General features: G+C 66.7%; 18 protein-coding genes. 14 read left to right on the top strand and 4 right to left on the bottom strand.

What is annotated here, in order from left to right; translation table 11 throughout:
* Positions 1-9: 9 nt before the first annotated feature.
* Positions 10-1,893 (bottom strand): heavy metal translocating P-type ATPase, encoded by a 1,884-nt coding sequence (locus AC1DVR_RS15035; RefSeq protein WP_478001407.1) that lies wholly within the window; start codon positions 1,891-1,893, stop codon positions 10-12.
* 124 nt (positions 1,894-2,017) lie between these two features.
* On the opposite strand from AC1DVR_RS15035, the gene alr reads away from it, so the two are divergent.
* The 8 genes from alr (at position 2,018) to AC1DVR_RS14995 (ending at position 9,710) form a co-directional block, all read left to right on the top strand.
* A complete protein-coding gene (gene alr, locus AC1DVR_RS15030) occupies positions 2,018-3,067 on the top strand; it encodes an alanine racemase (protein WP_478001406.1) in 1,050 nt (349 codons plus the stop codon).
* On the top strand, positions 3,064-3,855 hold the full coding sequence (locus tag AC1DVR_RS15025; RefSeq protein ID WP_478001405.1) for an MlaE family ABC transporter permease: 792 nt from the start codon (positions 3,064-3,066) through the stop codon (positions 3,853-3,855). Before alr ends, AC1DVR_RS15025 begins: the two co-directional genes overlap by 4 nt.
* Positions 3,852-4,613, top strand: coding sequence for an ABC transporter ATP-binding protein (locus AC1DVR_RS15020; RefSeq protein ID WP_478001404.1), 762 nt, complete (start codon positions 3,852-3,854; stop codon positions 4,611-4,613). Before AC1DVR_RS15025 ends, AC1DVR_RS15020 begins: the two co-directional genes overlap by 4 nt.
* A 57-nt stretch (positions 4,614-4,670) precedes the next feature.
* A complete protein-coding gene (locus AC1DVR_RS15015; protein WP_478001403.1) occupies positions 4,671-5,111 on the top strand; it encodes a paraquat-inducible protein A in 441 nt (146 codons plus the stop codon).
* 31 nt (positions 5,112-5,142) lie between these two features.
* Positions 5,143-6,501, top strand: coding sequence for a DNA repair protein RadA (gene radA, locus AC1DVR_RS15010; RefSeq protein ID WP_478001402.1), 1,359 nt, complete (start codon positions 5,143-5,145; stop codon positions 6,499-6,501).
* Between the two features lie 72 nt (positions 6,502-6,573).
* Positions 6,574-7,191 (top strand): CvpA family protein, encoded by a 618-nt coding sequence (locus AC1DVR_RS15005; protein ID WP_478001401.1) that lies wholly within the window; start codon positions 6,574-6,576, stop codon positions 7,189-7,191.
* A gap of 103 nt (positions 7,192-7,294) precedes the next feature.
* Positions 7,295-8,758: an amidophosphoribosyltransferase gene (purF, locus tag AC1DVR_RS15000; RefSeq protein WP_478001400.1), complete on the top strand. Its 1,464-nt coding sequence runs from the start codon at positions 7,295-7,297 to the stop codon at positions 8,756-8,758.
* A 271-nt stretch (positions 8,759-9,029) separates the two neighbouring features.
* Positions 9,030-9,710, top strand: coding sequence for an SDR family NAD(P)-dependent oxidoreductase (locus AC1DVR_RS14995; RefSeq protein WP_478001399.1), 681 nt, complete (start codon positions 9,030-9,032; stop codon positions 9,708-9,710).
* 163 nt (positions 9,711-9,873) lie between these two features.
* Here AC1DVR_RS14995 and AC1DVR_RS14990 read toward each other — a convergent pair whose 3' ends face one another.
* The 3 genes from AC1DVR_RS14990 to AC1DVR_RS14980 all read right to left on the bottom strand — a co-directional run bounded on the left by AC1DVR_RS14990 (position 9,874) and on the right by AC1DVR_RS14980 (position 12,056).
* On the bottom strand, positions 9,874-10,560 hold the full coding sequence (locus AC1DVR_RS14990; RefSeq protein ID WP_478001398.1) for a D-lyxose/D-mannose family sugar isomerase: 687 nt from the start codon (positions 10,558-10,560) through the stop codon (positions 9,874-9,876).
* Between the two features lie 64 nt (positions 10,561-10,624).
* Positions 10,625-11,161, bottom strand: coding sequence for a flavodoxin domain-containing protein (locus AC1DVR_RS14985; protein ID WP_478001397.1), 537 nt, complete (start codon positions 11,159-11,161; stop codon positions 10,625-10,627).
* A 106-nt stretch (positions 11,162-11,267) separates the two neighbouring features.
* Complete coding sequence (locus AC1DVR_RS14980) at positions 11,268-12,056, bottom strand: gamma-glutamyl-gamma-aminobutyrate hydrolase family protein (RefSeq protein ID WP_478001396.1); 789 nt, start codon at positions 12,054-12,056, stop codon at positions 11,268-11,270.
* Positions 12,057-12,201: 145 nt separating this feature from the next.
* Between AC1DVR_RS14980 and AC1DVR_RS14975 the strand changes: the two genes are divergently transcribed.
* The 6 genes from AC1DVR_RS14975 to AC1DVR_RS14950 all read left to right on the top strand — a co-directional run bounded on the left by AC1DVR_RS14975 (position 12,202) and on the right by AC1DVR_RS14950 (position 17,987).
* Positions 12,202-13,269, top strand: a complete 1,068-nt coding sequence (locus AC1DVR_RS14975) for a P1 family peptidase (protein WP_478001395.1) — start codon at positions 12,202-12,204, stop codon at positions 13,267-13,269.
* Positions 13,270-13,479: 210 nt separating this feature from the next.
* Complete coding sequence (gene msuE / locus AC1DVR_RS14970; protein WP_478001394.1) at positions 13,480-14,040, top strand: FMN reductase; 561 nt, start codon at positions 13,480-13,482, stop codon at positions 14,038-14,040.
* A gap of 13 nt (positions 14,041-14,053) precedes the next feature.
* A complete protein-coding gene (sfnG, locus tag AC1DVR_RS14965) occupies positions 14,054-15,154 on the top strand; it encodes a dimethylsulfone monooxygenase SfnG (protein ID WP_478001393.1) in 1,101 nt (366 codons plus the stop codon).
* A 33-nt stretch (positions 15,155-15,187) separates the two neighbouring features.
* The gene (locus AC1DVR_RS14960) at positions 15,188-16,063 is read left to right on the top strand and encodes an ABC transporter ATP-binding protein (protein WP_478001392.1); all 876 of its coding nucleotides are present in this window, start codon (positions 15,188-15,190) and stop codon (positions 16,061-16,063) included.
* Positions 16,063-16,959, top strand: coding sequence for a branched-chain amino acid ABC transporter permease (locus AC1DVR_RS14955; protein ID WP_478001391.1), 897 nt, complete (start codon positions 16,063-16,065; stop codon positions 16,957-16,959). The genes AC1DVR_RS14960 and AC1DVR_RS14955 overlap by 1 nt, the downstream gene beginning before the upstream one ends.
* Positions 16,959-17,987 (top strand): branched-chain amino acid ABC transporter permease, encoded by a 1,029-nt coding sequence (locus AC1DVR_RS14950; RefSeq protein ID WP_478001390.1) that lies wholly within the window; start codon positions 16,959-16,961, stop codon positions 17,985-17,987. The genes AC1DVR_RS14955 and AC1DVR_RS14950 overlap by 1 nt, the downstream gene beginning before the upstream one ends.
* Positions 17,988-17,991 lie beyond the last annotated feature (4 nt).

The following is a 17,991-nucleotide window of genomic DNA, read 5'->3' as shown; positions in this document are numbered from 1 at the left end:
GGGGGGACTTCAGCCCTTGGGTTTGCGGATCGGGTCGGCGAGGAGGCGCAGGCCGTTCAGGACCACGAGGAGGGTGCCGCCCTCGTGGCCGACCACGGCGAGCGGCAGCGGCAGGTGGAAGAACAGGCTGCTGGTGACCAGAACCAGCATGGCGCCGATGGCGAAGGTCAGGTTCTGGTGGATGATCCGCATGGTGCGGCGGGCGAGGCGGCGGGCCTCGGCGAGGCGGGCCATGTCCTCGGAGAGGAGGGCCACGTCGGCGGCTTGCAGCGCCACCTCGCTGCCCGCCGCGCCCATGGCGATGCCGACATCGGCGCGGGCGAGCGCCGCGGCATCATTGACGCCATCGCCGACGAAGGCCACCTTGCCCTGCTGCGCCAAGGCATCGACCAGTGCCACCTTGTCCTGTGGCAGGAGGTCGGCGTGGACCTCTTCGGGGGCGAGGCCCAAGCGGGCGGCGATGCGCAAGGCCACCGGGCGGCGGTCGCCGGTCATCATAACGATCTGCGCCACGCCATCGCGACGCAGCGCCGCCACCGCCGCCGCCGAACTGCCGCGCGGCTGGTCGGCCACCGCGACCGCCCCCAAGAGCCGGGCACCGCGGCCGAGGTAGATCAGCGTCTCGTCCCCGTCGCGCAAACCCTGCAACCCGGGATGGTCCGGCGCCGCCCCCATCCGCGCCAGCATGCGCGGGTTGCCGGCCCAGAGCGCGCCCGCGGCATCGCGCCCGGTGATGCCTTCGGAGGGGGCGGTGGTCACCTCGGCCACCGGGGTAGGCGAAAGACCGCGTCGGGCCATCTCGCGGCGCAGGGCGCCGGCGACGGGATGTTCGCTATGCGCCTCGATCCCGGCGAGGAGGCTCAGAAAGCCGTCCGCGTCGCCGTCGAGCGCCACCACCGCGGTGACCTCGGCGCGGCCCGTGGTCAGAGTTCCGGTCTTGTCGAAGGCGAAATGCCGCACCTCGGCCAGGCGTTCCAGCGCGGCGCCGCCCTTGAAGAGCACGCCACCGCGCGCCGCCGCCGACAGCGCCGAGAGGATCGCCGCCGGGACCGAGATCACCACCGCGCAGGGCGAAGCCGCCACCAGGAGCGTGGCCGCCTGATAGAGCGCCGGGCGCACCGCCACCCCGAGCCACAAGAGCACCAGGAAGGCCGCGACCGAGCCCAGAAGCACCGCCACGGTATAGCGTTGCCCGAACCAGTCGCTGAAGCGTTCGGAGGGCGCCTTCATGCCCTGCGCCTCGGTCACCAGGGTGATCATCCGGGCCACGGTGGATTCCTCCAGCCGGCGGGCGACTTCCATCACCAGGACCGCGTTCAGGTTCACCGTGGCCTCGTGCAGTTTGGAACCCGGCTCTTTCGCCACGGCCACCGATTCCCCGGTGATCGTGCTTTCGTCGATCTCGCCCAGCCCCTCGGCCAGGATGCCATCGACCGGGACCCGCGCACCGGGACGCAGCACCACGCGGTCGCCGGGTTCCAGATCACCGACCGCCACCTCGACCGCCACCCCCTCCACCAGCTTCAGCGCGGTTTCGGGGCGCAGCGCCATCAGGGCCTCCACCGCGCGACGCGCCTTGCCCAAGGCACGATGCTCCAGCGTGCCGGAGAGGGAGAAGAGCGCCAGAAGCACAGCCCCTTCCAGCACCGCGCCGACCGAGGCCGCGGCCAAGGCTGCCACCACCATCAAGAGGTCAATATCGAGGCGGAACTTGCCAAACAGATCGCGCAGCGCCGCGATCCCGGCCGGCACCCCGCCGCAGAGATAGGCGAGGATCAGCGCCGCCGTGACCAGCGCCTGCGGCAGGGGCAGCACGAAGGCCGAGAAGCCCGCCACCGCAAGGCCCACGATGGTCAGAAGGGTCAGGCCGAGGTCGCGGGTGTCGTTCGTCACGGGGGGCTCTCCGGTTGCCTGCGGCTTAGGCTATCGCATTTTGCGACGCAGCCCTATCGGCGGTAACGCCGCAGGGGCGAACTTTCCCCCTTGACCCCAGACGCCTGCCTGTCAAAACCCCCGCATGGCAGTAGCAACTCTCACCATCGACCTTGATGCGCTGGCCGCCAACTGGCGGGCGCTGGACCGTGCCTCGGCCTCGGGCGTGCAAACCGCCGGAGTCGTCAAGGCGGATGCCTATGGCCTGGGCGTCGCCCCCGTGGTGCGCACCCTGGCCAAGGCCGGTGCGCGGCGCTTTTTCGTGGCGGCGACCGAAGAGGGGGTCCTTGTGCGCAAGGCCCTCGGGCCGGGACCGCAGATCAACGTGCTGTCGGGGCACATGGCGGGCGATACGGCGCTGATCCGCGACCATGACCTGACACCGATGCTGAACTCGCTCGACCAGGTCACCCGGCATCTGGAAAGCCTGCATGGCCATGCCTTTGGCGTCCAACTGGATACCGGCATGAACCGTCTGGGCATGGAAGAGGCCGAGTGGGAGGCCGCCGCTCCCTTCGTGCTGGAGGCTGGGCCCGATCTTCTGATGTCGCACCTCGCCTGCGCCGATGATCCCGATCACGGCATGAACGAGGTGCAGCTGGCGAATTTCCACGCGATGACGGATGGCACCGGCGTGCCGCGGTCCTTGGCGGCCACTGGCGGCATCCTTCTGGGGCCGGCCTATCACTTCGACCTGACGCGCCCCGGCATCGGCATGTATGGCGGCCGGCCCTATGAGGGGGCGGCGCCGGTCGTGGCGCTGTCCTTGCCGGTCATCCAGACCCGTCCGGTCGCGGCGGGCGAGGCGGTGGGTTATTCCTGCACCTGGACGGCGGAGCGGCCCTCGGTCATCGCCACCGTGCAGGGCGGTTACGCCGATGGCATCATCCGCAGCCTGTCCTCCAAGGCGACGTTTTGGGCCGGGGATGTGCCCTGCCCTCTGGTCGGCCGGATCTCGATGGACCTGATCACCGTGGATGTGACCCACTTGGCCCATGTGCCCGAGGCGCTGGACCTGATCGGGCCAGAGCAGGGCATTGACCGGCTGGCCGATGTCGCCGGCACCATCGGCTACGAATTGTTGACCCGGATGGCCCCGCGCCTGAACCGGCGCTATATGGGGGGCGTGCGATGATCCTCACCTTGGCGAGCGGTTTTCTGGCCGGGATCGGCCGCATGGTTCTGGGCGCCCTTGCGGCCTTTGGCCGGGTGGCGCTGTTCGGCCTCAGCACGCTGCGCCATCTGGCTACCCCGCCATTCTACTGGCGCGAGTTCCTGCAGGCGCTGTTGCAGATCGGCTGGTTCTCGCTTCCCGTCGTGGCCTTGACGGCATTCTTCACCGGCGGGGCGCTGGCCCTGCAGATCTACGCCGGCGGCTCGCGCTTTTCGGCGGAGGCCGTGGTGCCGCAGATCGTGGCCATCGGCATGGCGCGCGAACTGGGTCCCGTTCTGGGCGGGTTGATGGTGGCGGCAAGGGTCGCCTCCTCGATCGCGGCGGAGATTGGCACGATGAAGGTGACCGAGCAGATCGACGCCCTGGTGACCCTCTCCACCCATCCGATGAAATACCTGACCGTGCCGCGCGTGCTGGCGGCGACCATCGCCGTGCCTCTTCTCGTCGCGGTCGGTGACAGCATCGGGATCTCGGGCGGCTGGCTTGTGGGGATCATGCAGCTCGGCTTCAACTCCTCGACCTATCTGAAAAACACCAGCGATTTCCTGGAGTTCTGGGATGTCGGTTCGGGTCTGGTCAAGGGCGCGGTCTTTGGCTTTATCGTGGCCCTGATGGGCTGCTATTTCGGGATGAACTCCGGCCGGGGCGCCCAAGGGGTGGGGGCTGCGACCAAATCCGCCGTCGTCGCCGCCTCGATCCTGATCCTGGCCGCCAACTTCCTGCTGACACAGGCGTTCTTTTCCTCATGATCACCCTCAACGGCGTTCACAAGACCTTTGGCCAGAACCGCGTGTTGCGCGGGGTCGATCTGACCCTGCCCAAGGGCGAGAGCATGGTGATCATCGGCGGCTCGGGCACCGGCAAGTCGGTGCTTCTGAAATGCATCCTCGGCCTTGTGACGCCCGATTCCGGCACCATCACGCTGGAGGGCCGCGATGTCACCGCCAAGGGCCAGTCGGGGGCGGAGCGTGATGCTTTCCTCGCCCGCTTCGGCATGTTGTTCCAGGGCGGCGCCCTCTTTGATTCGCTGAAGGTCTGGGAGAATGTCGCCTTCCGTCTGGTGCGGGGCCTGAAAGCCATGCCGAAGGATCAGGCCCGCGCCGTGGCGATCGAAAAGCTGCGCCGTGTTGGGCTGAAGCCCGCGGTCGCCGACCAGTTCCCGGCAGAGCTGTCGGGCGGCATGCAAAAGCGCGTCGGCCTCGCCCGCGCCATCGCAGCCGAGCCGGAGGTGATCTTCTTTGACGAGCCGACCACTGGCCTTGACCCGATCATGTCAGGCGTCATCAACACCCTGATCCGAGAGATCGTGGTGGAGATGGGGGCGACGGCCATGACGATCACGCATGACATGTCCTCGGTCCGCGCCATCGCCGACCGGGTGGCGATGCTGCATGACGGGCTGATCCGCTGGACCGGCCCCGTGGCGGAAATGGACACCGCAACAGACCCTTACCTGCAGCAGTTCATCCACGGCCGCGCCGAAGGCCCGATTGAATCGGTGCGCTGAGACGTCAGGCCCCCAGTGCAGGCTTGACCTTGCGCCGGCTTCGGTGATGGTCAGGCGATGATGCGCGCCCTGACCTACCTCAACCTCTGCCTTCTGGTGCTTTACCCCGTCGCGTGGTTTGCGCCCCTTCTGCGGGCGGCGCTGCTTCCGATCTTTGGCATGACGGAAATCTCGGTCATCTCTGGGCTGCAGTCGCTCTGGGCCTCGGACGCGGCGCTGGCGCTTCTGGTCACCTTCCTTGCGGTCTTTGCGCCCTATGCCAAGACGATCCTGCTGGCGCTGGTGCAGTTCGGGCTGCTGTCGGACCGTGTGCTGCCGGTGCTGCACCTTCTGGGGCGGCTCGCCATGGCGGATGTGTTTCTGGCCGCGCTTTACATCGTGCTGGCCAAGGGCATCGGCCATGCCACGGTGGAGGTGGCTTGGGGCCTCTGGCTTTTCACCTTCTGCATTCTGGGCCAGATGGCGCTGTCCTGGGCTGCGGGCCCTGCCAAGGCTTGATGCGGCCTCACTTTCATAGCATCAAGCTGGCATGAGCAAAGCCAGTCATAGTTTCACCTGCACGGCCTGCGGCGCCAGCCACAAGAAATGGAACGGCCAGTGCGATGCCTGCATGGCATGGAACACGCTGGTCGAGGAATCCCCCCTTTCCGCCGGGCCGAAAGGCCCCGTCGCCAAGGGCCGCACCATCCCCCTGACCGATCTTGCGACGCAAGCCGAGGCGCCTCCGCGCGCAGCCTCGGGGCTGGCGGAACTGGACCGGGTGCTGGGCGGCGGGTTGGTGCCGGCCTCGGCCATTCTGGTCGGCGGCGATCCGGGGATCGGGAAATCCACCCTGCTGTTGCAGGCGACGGCGGCTTTTGCCCGTTCGGGCCTCAAATGCATGTATGTCTCGGGTGAAGAGGCGGCAGCCCAGGTCCAGATGCGGGCGCAAAGGCTCGGGCTGCAGGATGCCAAGGTGCAGCTTGGGGCGGAAACCAACCTGCGCGACATCCTGACCACGCTCGACCGCGAACGCCCGCATCTGGCGGTGATCGATTCGATCCAGACCATGTGGCTTGATTCCATCGAAAGCGCCCCCGGCTCGGTCAGCCAAGTCCGCGCCGCAGCGCATGAGCTGGTGACTTTCGCCAAGAAGCGCGGCGTTTCCATCGTGCTGGTCGGCCATGTCACCAAGGACGGCCAGATCGCCGGCCCCCGCGTCGTCGAGCACATGGTCGACACCGTGCTCTATTTCGAGGGCGAGCGCGGCCACCAGTTCCGCATCCTGCGCGCGGTCAAGAACCGCTTTGGCCCCGCCGACGAGATCGGGGTTTTCGAGATGACCGGCGGCGGGCTGTCCGAGGTTTCCAACCCCTCCGCCCTGTTCCTGTCGGACCGCGAGAAGGCCACCCCCGGCTCTGCGGTCTTCGCCGGCATCGAGGGCACAAGGCCCGTCCTGACCGAGATTCAGGCGCTCGTCGCCCCCTCCACCCTCGGCACGCCACGCCGCACCGTGGTCGGCATCGACGGCGGCAGGCTTTCGACGATCCTCGCCGTGCTGGAAGCGCGGGTCGGGATTTCCTTCGCCGGGCTGGACGTGTTCCTGAACGTCGCGGGCGGCTTGCGGGTCAGCGAGCCTGCCGCCGATCTTGCAGTCGCGGGGGCGATCCTTTCGGCCCGCGAGGATGTGGCAATTCCGCCAGACATGGTGCTTTTCGGCGAGATCAGCCTGTCTGGCGCGCTTCGTCCGGTGGGTCAGACGGAAAACCGGTTGAAAGAAGCCTCCAAACTTGGTTTCACACAGGCCGTAGCCCCGCGTTTGTCCAAGTACACGCAGGCCAGCGGGATCACCTTGCGCGAAATGCCGGATCTGACGGCTTTCGTGGGGGAAATGTTCGGCGCCGGTTAAAAGGCGAAGGTTAAAGGGCGCGGATCAAACTGCGCAGGTCAAACGGCGCAACACTTGGCGCGGGAGAGAGTGATGAACGGATTTACCCTAGTCGATGGTGTCGTGGCCGGTGTGATCGTGCTGTCGGCGATCCTCGCCTATTCGCGCGGCTTCGTCCGCGAGGCCCTGGCCATCGCAGGTTGGGTCGGGGCGGCGGTGCTGGCCTATCTCTTCGCGGCCTCCGCCCAGCCCCTGGTCAAGGAAATCCCGGTGATCAACAAGGTCATCGGCGAGAATTGCGAATTGTCGATCATCACGGCCTTCGCCCTGGTCTTTGCGGTGGGGCTGATCATCGCCTCGCTCTTCACGCCCTTGTTTTCCTCGGTGGTGCAACGCTCCTTCCTCGGCGGGGTCGATCAGGGCATCGGCTTTCTGTTCGGCGCCGTGCGCGGCATCGCGCTGGTGGCGGCGGCCTTTTTGATCTATGATATGGCTCACCAGTCGATTGGCATGGTAGACCAGTCGCGGGCGGCAAAGGTCTATGCCAGCTTCAAGGACGGCATCCAGTCGGCGATGCCGGACAATGTGCTGAACCTGGTGGTGGACCGCTACAACACGCTGACCGCGACCTGTCCGACCGTGGGCGGCACCCCGGTTGATCCCACCGCCACTGGTACCACCGGGGATTCTTCAACCACCCCGAGCAACTGATCTGTGCAATGCCGCAATGCGGCAAATGCCTGTATTACGGGCGTGACTTCCCGCCCGCAAAGTCCTAAACCACCCGCAGATTCACCCGCCCCCCGGAGGAACCATGCAACGTCACCTGGCCAACCCTTTTGACGACGACAAACTGAAAGAGGAATGCGGCGTCTTTGGCGTGATCGGGGTGGGGGACGCTTCGAACTTCGTGGCCCTCGGCCTGCATGCCCTGCAGCACCGCGGCCAGGAGGCCGGCGGCATCGTCAGCCATGATGCCGCCTCGGGCTTCAACTCGGCCCGCCGCTTTGGCTATGTCCGCGACAATTTCACCAAGGCGGATGTGATGAACACCCTGCCCGGGCCCCTGGCCATCGGGCATGTGCGCTATTCCACCGCCGGGTCCAAGGGCGCCACCGCGATCCGCGACGTGCAACCCTTCTTCGGCGAGTTCTCGATGGGTGGCGCTGCCATTGCCCATAACGGCAACCTGACCAATGCCGCGGCTTTGCGGAAAGAATTGATCGAGCGCGGCTCGATCTTCCAGTCCTCGTCGGATTCGGAATGTATCATCCACCTGATGGCGCGCTCGATCCAGAAAACCATCCCCGAGCGGATGAAGGACGCGCTGCGCCGCGTCGAGGGCGCGTTTTCGGTCGTCGCCATGACCCGCACCAAGCTGATCGGCGTCCGCGATGCCTTGGGCGTGCGCCCCCTGGTCCTCGGTCGTCTCGGCGACAGCGCCTGGGCCCTGTCTTCGGAAACCTGCGGTCTGGACATCATCGGCGCCGAGTTCGTGCGGGAAATCGAGCCGGGCGAAATGGTGGTGATCGAGGATGGCAAGATCACCTCCTCGCGGCCCTTCGGTGCCCCGGCCTCGCGCTTCTGCATCTTCGAACATGTCTATTTCTCGCGCCCCGATTCGATTCTGGGCGGGCGTTCGGTTTATGAGACCCGCCGCCAGATCGGCGTAGAACTGGCGCGTGAGGCGCCGGTCGATGCCGACCTCGTCTGCCCGGTGCCCGACAGCGGCACCCCGGCGGCGATAGGCTACAGCCAGGAATCGGGCATCCCCTTCGCCATGGGGATCATCCGCAACCAGTATATGGGCCGGACCTTCATCGAGCCCTCCGAAAGCATCCGCAACATGGGCGTGCGGCTGAAGCTGAACGTGAACCGGGCGCTGATCCGTGGCAAGCGGGTGATTCTGGTCGACGATTCCGTGGTGCGCGGCACCACCTCGCGCAAGATCAAGGACATGATCCTTGAAGCCGGGGCCGCCGAGGTCCACTTCCGCATCGCAAGCCCGCCAACGGCCTGGCCCTGCTTCTACGGGGTCGACACGCCGGAACGTTCGAAACTGCTCGCCGCCACCATGTCGGAAGACGAGATGCGCGACTGGATCGGCGTCGACAGCCTTAAGTTTGTCACGCTGGACGGCCTCTACCGCGCCGCGGGCGAGGTCAACGGCCGCGACCCGAAGGCGCCAAAATACTGCGACGCCTGCTTCTCGGGCGAATACCCGATCATCCCCTCCGACAAGATCGACGAGGGTTTCGAGATGAAGGCGGCCGAATAGGTCCGGCGCAGAAACCAGGGGAATCGAGACAGGGCGGGCGCGGGGCAAGACCTCTGCGCCCGTCTTCCTATCCGCGCGGCCTGCCCGGCTCTTGGGCAGCGAGGGGCCGGGCGCCTCAAAAGGCGGCGGATTCCCGGCCTGCCGCGGTCCCGCCCACCTTGCCCTTTCGGCTTTGCTCACATAATTCAAAAGGGTGCGGGGTGATCAGACCTTGCGTCCCTTCCCCCCTGCGCCGGACCGATCCCCGCGCATCGCCTGACCGGAGCCCTGCATGACCCAGAATGTTGCCCTCAAGGTGGCCCTCGTGACCGGAGCCTCCCGGGGCCTCGGCGCTGCCTTTGCCCAACAGCTCGCGTCGCGTGGCTGGCAGGTGGTGGCGGTGGCACGGACCGTGGGCGGGCTGGAGGAGCTGGACGACCGGGTCAAGGCGCTTGGCCTGCCGGGCGCGGGTGGTGTCACGCTGGCGCCGATGGACATCACGCAGGACGATGCGATGCAGCATCTCTGCCTGTCGATCCACCAGCGCTGGGGCAAGCTCGACCTCTGGGTCCATGCGGCGATCCATGCCACCCCCCTGACGCCGGCAGGGTCGCTCGCGGCCAAGGACTGGGACAAGGCACTGGCGATCAACATCCGCGCCACCGGCCAGCTGATCCCGCTGGTCGAACCCCTGCTGAAGGTGGGTCAGGGCACCGCGCTCTTCTTCGACGACCCGCGCGCCGGGCAAAAGTTCTTCGGGGCTTATGGCGCCTCCAAGGCCGCGCAGATCGCCCTCGCTTCCAGCTGGCAGGCCGAGACCCAGCGCATCGGCCCCCGCGTCGTCATCGCCTCGCCACGCCCGATGCCCACCGCCACCCGCGCCCGCTTCTTCCCCGGCGAGGACCGCAAGCCGCTGGCGGCTCCGATTGCCGAAGCCGACCGCATCCTGCGCGAGATGCTGCCCAAGGCCTGATCCGTAGCGCCCGGCGCCCCGCTGCGGAAGCCTCCGGCGGGGATATTTGGACCAAAATGAAAGCGCAAGAAAGCGCGCGCCCCGCGACCGGAGCGCGCGCATTTGATTTCATTTTGGCAAAAATATCCTAGGGTGAGGCCCGCAGGGCCGAGGGGCGAAGCCCCTATTTCAGCCAGTCCTCATAGTCGCTGACCAGAAGATGGGTGGGGGCCACATCTTCCTCGATCCGGGCGAAACGGCCGATCGGTTCGCGGAAGATGTTGTCGGTGACGTCATCGTTCACCGTCGAGACCTCGCCGATCAGCACATCGCCGCCCTCGCCCCAGAAGGCGTGCCAGTCGCCGGGCTTCAGCGTGACGCTTTCACCGGGGGCCAGTTTCAGCTTCTGGCCCGGCGCATAGGGCACGTCGATCCCGTCGCAGCGCACGAGACCTCCACGGTCTGCCGCCCAGTTGCCCTTGTCGTCCGAGCCGAAGAGCTCGACGACCAGCGTCGCCCCGCCCCGGTTGATGATATCCTCGGCCTTGATCACATGGGTATGCATCGGCGAGAGCTGATCCTGCCGCGAGATCAGCAGCTTTTCGGCATAGCACATGCCGCCGCCGCGCTGCAGGTCGGCGAGTTGGCCGTTGCGCAGGGTGAAGAGGAAGAGGCCCATCTGGTCAAAGCGGCCCTCGCCGTAATCGGTGATGTCCCAGCCGCAACGCCCTTCGATCACCCTTGAGGCGCGCGCGGCATTGGCCTTGAACTCTTCCGGCGACCAGTTGGCGAAGGGCGGCAGGACGAAGCCGTAATGGCCGATCATCTCTTCGGCCGCGGCCATGATCTCGTTGACGCGCGAGCGTTTCATTGCAGTCCTCCCCCGGTGTGTTGCAGCGGACTATAGCGATCGCAAGGCCGCCAACAACCGGTTTTCACCGCGCGAGGCCCGCTTGCCACTGCGTCAGGCTTTCCGAGAGCGCGGCCCAGTCGGTGTATTCCTTGTCGGCATGGGGATCGACGTCGTCGCCCTTGGAGCGCGCGATGCGGCGCATCATCCAGGCGCGGAAAAAGTCGTACTCGGTGAAGCGCAGCGCGCCCGCCACATGGTCGACGCGGGAGGGTTGCCAGGCCGTTTCGGCCAGGAACTGCGCCACGGCAGCGTTGAGGCCGGCCCAATCCTCGGCATCCTGCCCCGCCGCCGCCAGCGAGACCGCCAGAAACAGCGAAGGCCGGGCGTTCAGCGCCGCCGCATTCTGCCGTATGAAATCCGCCAGGGCCTTCTGGAACCTGCCGACATGCAGCGAGCCCGCCAGCACCACCCCGGCGAACCGGATGAGGTCGAGGCCCGAGGCATCCGCGACATTCAGCAGTTCGACCGAGTGGCCGAGACCGCTCAGCACATCGCCGGCAAAGCGGGCGATCTTGCGGGTCTGCCCGTCGGTGGTGGCATAGGCGATCAGGACGGTCATGGAAGCCTCCGGGAGATGACGACTGCCGGCAGCCTATCCTGTCGCGGGGGGTTGTGCCGTGACGCCGCGCAACGGCGGAGCGCGTGGCGCGGCGGGGGCCGGTGGATCAGGCGCTGAGGCGGATCGGGCGGCGGGCTTCGGCCCAGGCCCGGGCGGCCTGGCCGAAGGCCGTGAACAGCGGGCGCGACACCGGGTCGTCGGCGGCGTTCCATTCCGGGTGCCATTGCACGGCGAGGGTGAAACCCGGCGCGTCCTTGACATAGGTCGCCTCAGGCGTTCCGTCCGGCGCCCAACCGTCGATCACGATGCGCTCGGCGGCGCGCTGGATGCCCTGGCCGTGCAGCGTGTTGGTCATCACCTCGGGCGCGCCCATCAGGCGTTCGAACACCCCGCCTTCGGTGAAGCGCACCGCATGGCGCGGCGCGAATTGCTCTTCCAGCTTGGCATCCGGCGGCATCCGGTGGTTCATCCGTCCCGGAATCTCGCGGATCTCGGGGTGGAGCGAGCCGCCGAGCGCCACGTTGATCTCCTGAAACCCACGGCAGATGCCGAGGAAGGGCTGGCCGCGCGCCACGCAGGCCCGCACCAGCGGCAGGGTGATCGCATCGCGGGCGCGGTCAAAGGCGCCATGGGCCGGGGTCTCATCCTCGCCATATTCGCTGGGGTGGACATTGGGCCGCCCGCCGGTCAGCAGGAAGCCGTCGCAAGCCTCCAGCAGTTCCTCAACCGAGACGAGGCCCGGGTCCGCCGGAATGATCAGCGGCATCCCGCCCGCCACATTGGCCACGGCGCAGGAATTCATCGTGCCTGCGGTATGGGCCGGATAGCGGTCATTGATCGAGAAAAGGTTTCCGATGATGCCGATGACGGGTCTGGGTGATGTGAAACGTGTCATGATCATGTTTTGCGGATTTGGCATCATACTAGGCCTGCAATTCTGCAGGGGAAAGCCTTGAAATTGCGCTAATGCCTCAAGAACGCTTGATCAGCCGGGGCCCGTGCTGCCAATCTGGGCGAACTGCCCGAAATAAGGACCGCCCATGCCCAAACCGCGCGCCCGTGACCTTGGCCTGCCCTTTCCCGGCCGGACCGGGCCTTTCAATGCCATCACCGATGTGCCGGGCGTCAAGGTCGGCTTCTGCACGCTGACCGATCCGGCCAAGGCGATGCGCACCGGGGTAACCGCGATCCTGCCCCGCGCCGAGCGCGGTGCGCCGCAGCCGGTCTGGGCCGGGCAGTTCACGCTCAACGGCAATGGCGAGATGACGGGCACCCACTGGATCCAGGATGCCGGTTATTTCATCGGTCCCGTCTGCATCACCAACACCCATGGCGTCGGCGCCGTTCACCACGGCATGACCGAATGGATGATCGAGACCTATGCCGAATGGTTCGAGACCGAGCACTCCTGGGCCATGCCCGTGGTGGGCGAGACCTATGACGGCATCCTCAACGACATCAACGCTTTGCATGTGACACCCGACCATGCCAAGGCGGCCATCCGCGCCGCGAAGGGCGGCCTCGTGGAAGAAGGCTCCTCCGGCGGCGGCAACGGCATGATCGCTTACGAGTACAAGGCGGGCACCGGGACCGCCTCCCGCCAGGTGACACTGGGCGGGCAAGGCTTCACGCTCGGCGCGCTGGTTCAGGCCAACCATGGGCGCCGCGAGTGGTTTCAGGTGCTGGGCAAGCCGGTGGGCAAGCTGATGCCGGAGGGCGCCTTCCGCGCCAAGGAGCAGGGCTCGATCATCGTGGTCATCGCGACCGATGCGCCCTTGTCGGCCCTGTCGCTGCGCCATCTGGCCCGGCGCGCCAGCATGGGCGTGGCGCGGGGCGGGACGCCTGCGGGCAATTCCTCGGGCGATATCTTCCTCGCCTTTTCGACCGCCAATGCCGGGCCGATGCCGCAGGCCGCCTGGCCCTTGCTGACCAAGGTCGAGCTGAACAACGAGATCCTAGATCCCCTGTACCTTGCCGCCGTCGAAGCGGTGGAGGAGGCCGTGGTCAATGCGATCGTGGCCGGTGTCGATGTGGCCGCTGTCAAACCCAAGGGGCTGATCGTGCCCGGCATCGACAGCGCCCGACTGGCCGCGCTGTTTCAGGACTGATCCGCCTCTGCCGACACTCATTGCCCTGAGTCCCCCGGCGCGGCGCAGCGTCCGGTGAGGGCAAGCGGCGTCTTGCCCAAAAGGCCGGCTCATTCTGCCTTTCCCCCCAGGCACAGAATATTCCGGTCGCCTCCGCGAAATCTTTGAAATGGACCGGCAGGGCTTAAAGCCGTAAATATCTACCAACTAAGTAGATATTTGGAGTCCATGATGCCACACCTCAACCTGATCGGCCTGTCCGGCAATATCACGACCCCCTCCAAGACCCGAAAACTCGTGGAAACGGCGCTGGCGATTGCGGCGACCCGGTTGAACATCACAACGCAAGTCATTGAAGTGAATGACTTTGGCGACCAGCTGGGCCGTGCGCGCCGTCTGGAGGATCTGGACGCCAGGGGCCGCGATCTGGTGGCGCGGATCGTGGCCGCCGATGCGCTGGTGGTGGCAACGCCGATCTACAAGGGCTCCTATCCCGGCCTCTTCAAACACCTGATCGACCTTCTCGACCCCACCGCGCTGCACGGAAAACCGGTGCTGATCGCGGCCACTGGGGGCGGCGACAAGCACGCCCTGGCCGTCGAGCACCAACTCCGCCCGCTGTTCGGCTTCTTCGAGGCGCAAAGCCTCGCCACCGCGGTCCATGTCTCGGACAAGGATTTCGAGGAGGGTCGCCTGACCAGCCCCGCCGCCCTCGCCCGCCTGACCCGCGCCGTGGCGCAGTTCCATCCCCTTTTCCCGCAACACCTCCGCGTCGCTGAAGCGGCCGAATAAGCAGGAGTCCCTCATGACCGAACCCGTCAAATTCGCCTATTGGGTGCCCAATGTCTCGGGCGGCCTTGTGATCTCGAACATCGAGCAGCGCACGGATTGGAGCCTTGAATACAACGTGAGACTGGCGCAGATCGCCGAGGCCGCGGGCTTTGACTATGCCCTGAGCCAGATCCGCTTTACCGCGGGCTATGGTGCGGACAGCCAGCACGAGCCGGTGTCCTTCAGCCAGGCCCTGCTGCAGGCCACCGACAAGCTGAAGGTGATCGCAGCCCTGCTGCCCGGCCCGTGGAACCCGGCGCTGGCCGCCAAGCAGATCGCCACCATCTCGGTCCTCAGCAAGGGGCGCATCGCGATCAACGTCGTTTCCGGCTGGTTCCGTGGCGAGTTCCATGCCATCGGCGAGCCCTGGCTTGACCATGACGAACGCTATCGCCGTTCGGAAGAGTTCATTCGGGCGCTGCGCGGCATCTGGGGTCAGGACGATTTCACCTTCAAGGGCGATTTCTACCGCTTCACCAATTACACGATGAAACCGAAACCGGTCGATCCGCAGCCCGAGATCTTTCAGGGCGGCTCCAGCCGGGCGGCGCGCGACATGGCGGCGCGGGTCTCGGACTGGTACTTCACCAACGGCAACACGCCCGAGGGTCTGGCGGCCCAGGTCGATGACATCCGCACCAAGGCCGAGGCCGAGGGCCGCCGCGTCAAGGTCGGCATCAACGCTTTCGCGATTGCGCGGCCGACCGAGGCCGAAGCCCGCGCCGTGGTGGACGAGATCGTGGCCAAGGCCAATCCCGAAGCCGTGCAAGGCTTTGCCCATGAGGTGAAGAACGCCGGCAAATCCAGCCCCGAGGGCGAGGGCAACTGGGCCAAGTCGAGCTTTGCCGACCTCGTCCAGTACAACGACGGCTTCAAATCCAACCTGATCGGCACGCCAGAGCAGATTGCCGAACGCATCCTTGCGCTCAAGGATGCCGGCGCCGACCTGATCCTTCTGGGCTTCCTGCACTTCCAGGAAGAGGTCGAATTCTTCGGGCGCCACGTCATCCCGCTGGTCCGCCAGCTGGAGGCGCAGCGCGACCAGGCGGCCAAACCCGCTGTGGCGGCCGAATAGGCCGCCCCTAACCCCAACCGAAGGAAGACGAAAATGACGGGCGTCACGTTGCGCACGGCGGCTTCGGCCACCCTGAAGGAGGCCGCGATTGCTGCCGCCTATGCTCCCCCCCATCCGATGGCGATGACCGGCACCGCGCTGGCCATGGGCGGCATCAGCCTGTCCTTCGGCGGCATCCGCGCCCTGCGCCATGTCTCGTTCCACGTCGCCCCGGGTGAGATCAGGGCGGTGATCGGGCCGAACGGGGCGGGGAAATCCTCGGTCCTGAACGTGATTTCCGGGCTTTATCAGGCGGATGCCGGCAGTCTGGTCGTGGGCGGGAAAAGCTTCGCCCATGTGCCGCCGCAGGATCTGGCCCGGCTGGGCGTGGCGCGGACCTTCCAGAACCTCGCCCTGTTTCCCGGCCTGACGGTGGCGGCCAACATCGCCGCCGGCCTGACCTTCCGGCGCAAGAGCGGGCTTCTGGCGCAGGTGCTGCACCTGCCCGCCGCAAGGGCCGAGGCCGCGGATGTCGCGGCCCGCGTGACCGAAGTGGCCGGGGCGCTGGACCTTCTGCCGCATCTGGGCCGGCCTGTCGCCACCCTGCCCTATGGATTGCAAAAGCGCGTCGAACTGGCCCGCGCCCTGGTGGCCGAGCCGCGCCTTTTGCTGCTGGACGAGCCGATGGCCGGGATGACCGCCACCGAAAAGGCCGAGATGGCCCACCACATCCGCGCCGCCCGCGACCGGCTGGGGCTGGCGGTGGTGCTGATCGAACATGACATCGGCGTCGTCATGGGCCTGTCGGACCGGGTGGCGGTGCTGGACCACGGCGTCAAGATCGCCGACGGCACGCCCGCCGAGGTGCAGCACGACCCCGAAGTGATCCGCGCCTATCTGGGCCAGGATGCCGAGGGGGTGGCCGCCTGATGTCCTATGATGATGTCCTTTTCCTGATCGAGGTCACGCTGGGCGGGCTTCTGTCCGGTGTCATGTATGCCCTTGTCGCGATTGGCTTTGTGCTGATCTACAAGACCTCGGGCGTCCTGAACTTTGCGCAAGGGGCGATGGTCCTTTTCGCCGCGCTGACTTTCGTCAGCCTGGTGGAGCGCGGCGTGCCCTTTGCGCTGGCCCTGGCGGTGACGGCGGCGATCATGACAGCACTTGGCTTTGCGATCGAACGCACGGTGCTGCGCCCGCTCGCCAACCGCTCGCCCATGACGCTGTTCATGGCGACGCTGGGCCTGTCCTATGTGATCGAGGGCGCGGCGCAGCTGGTCTGGGGCACCGGGGTGCACCGGCTGGACCTTGGCATCTCCAACGCGCCATTTGAGGTCGCGGGGGTCTTCATCTCGACCTTCGATCTGGTGGCGGCGGGGATTGCGGCGGCGCTGGTGGCGGGGCTGACGGCCTTCTTCCGCTGGACCCGCACGGGATTGGCCTTCCGCGCCGTGGCGGATGACCAGTTTGCGGCCCTTGCGGTGGGGCTGCGGCTGGACCGGATCTGGGCCACCGTCTGGGCCGCCGCCGGTATCGTGGCCCTTGTCGCAGGCCTTCTCTGGGGCGCGCGGCTGGGCGTGCAATTCTCCCTCTCGCTCATCGTGTTGAAAGCCTTGCCGGTTCTGGTGCTGGGCGGGTTCGACTCGATCCTTGGCGCCATCGTGGCGGGGCTTCTGATCGGCGCCTCTGAAAAGCTGGCCGAGGTCTATCTCGGCCCCTTCGTCGGTGGCGGGATCGAGGGCTGGTTTGCCTATGTCGTGGCCTTGTCGGTGCTGCTGGTGCGTCCGCAAGGCCTGTTCGGCCAGAAACTCGTGGAGCGCTTCTGATGTCGCATCTTGCTGAAACCGAAGCCGCACCGCTGCAACTGAACAGGTTCTGGCCCTTGACCACGCTGTTGGTCGTGGCCTTCGCGGTCGTGCCGCGCTTTGCCTCGCCCTATGTGATCGAGGCGATCCTCCTGCCCTTTCTCGCCCTGTCCTTGGCGGGAGTGGGGCTGAACCTGCTGACCGGCTTTGGCGGGCAGGTCTCGCTCGGCTCGGCGGCCTTCATGGCGGTCGGTGCCTTTGCGGCCTACAACTTCACCCTGCGCCTGCCCGGCCTGCCCTTGCCGGTGGTGATGCTTCTGGCCGCGGGAACGGCGGCGGCGGTGGGGTTGGTCTTCGGCCTGCCGAGCCTCAGGCTGCGCGGGTTTTATCTTGCGGTTTCAACGCTTGCCGCGCAGTTCTTCGTGCAATGGGCGCTGACCAAGTTCGGCTGGTTTTCCAACAACAACCCCTCGGGCATCATCTCGGCTCCGGCACTCTCTCTCTTCGGCGTCAGCCTTGACGGGACCGAGGGGCGCTATCTTCTGGCCCTGACCACGGTCAGCCTGATCACCCTTTTCACCTGGGTCCTGACCCGCACGCCCTTCGGCGCCAACCTGATCGCGGTGCGCGACAACGAGACGGCGGCCCGCGTGATCGGCGTGCCGGTCCTGCAGACCAAGCTGGTGGCCTTCGCCCTGTCCTCGGCGATCATCGGGGTGGCCGGCGTGCTCTGGGCCTTCGCCTATCTGCGCACGGTGGAGCCTGCGGGCTTCGACCTCGACCGGTCGTTCGATGTGCTTTTCATCATCATCATCGGCGGGCTGGCCACCATAAGGGGCGCCTTCCTTGGTGCTGCCCTGATCGTCGTCTTCCCGCTGGTCCTGTCGCGCCTCGGCGGTCTGGCCCTCGGCGGCCTGATCGACAGCGGCATGCAGGAGCTGATCCAGCGGATCGTGCTCGGCGTCCTCATCCTCCTTTTCCTCATCGCAGAACCCAACGGGTTGTCGGCCATCCTGGACCGCATCACCCGGGCTTTGCGGCGGGGCTGAACCC

The organism is Rhodobacter sp. P2_H5, from assembly GCF_056403335.1.
Note: the sequence above shows the minus strand (reverse complement) of the source record. Positions and strands in the feature narration are given on the sequence as shown.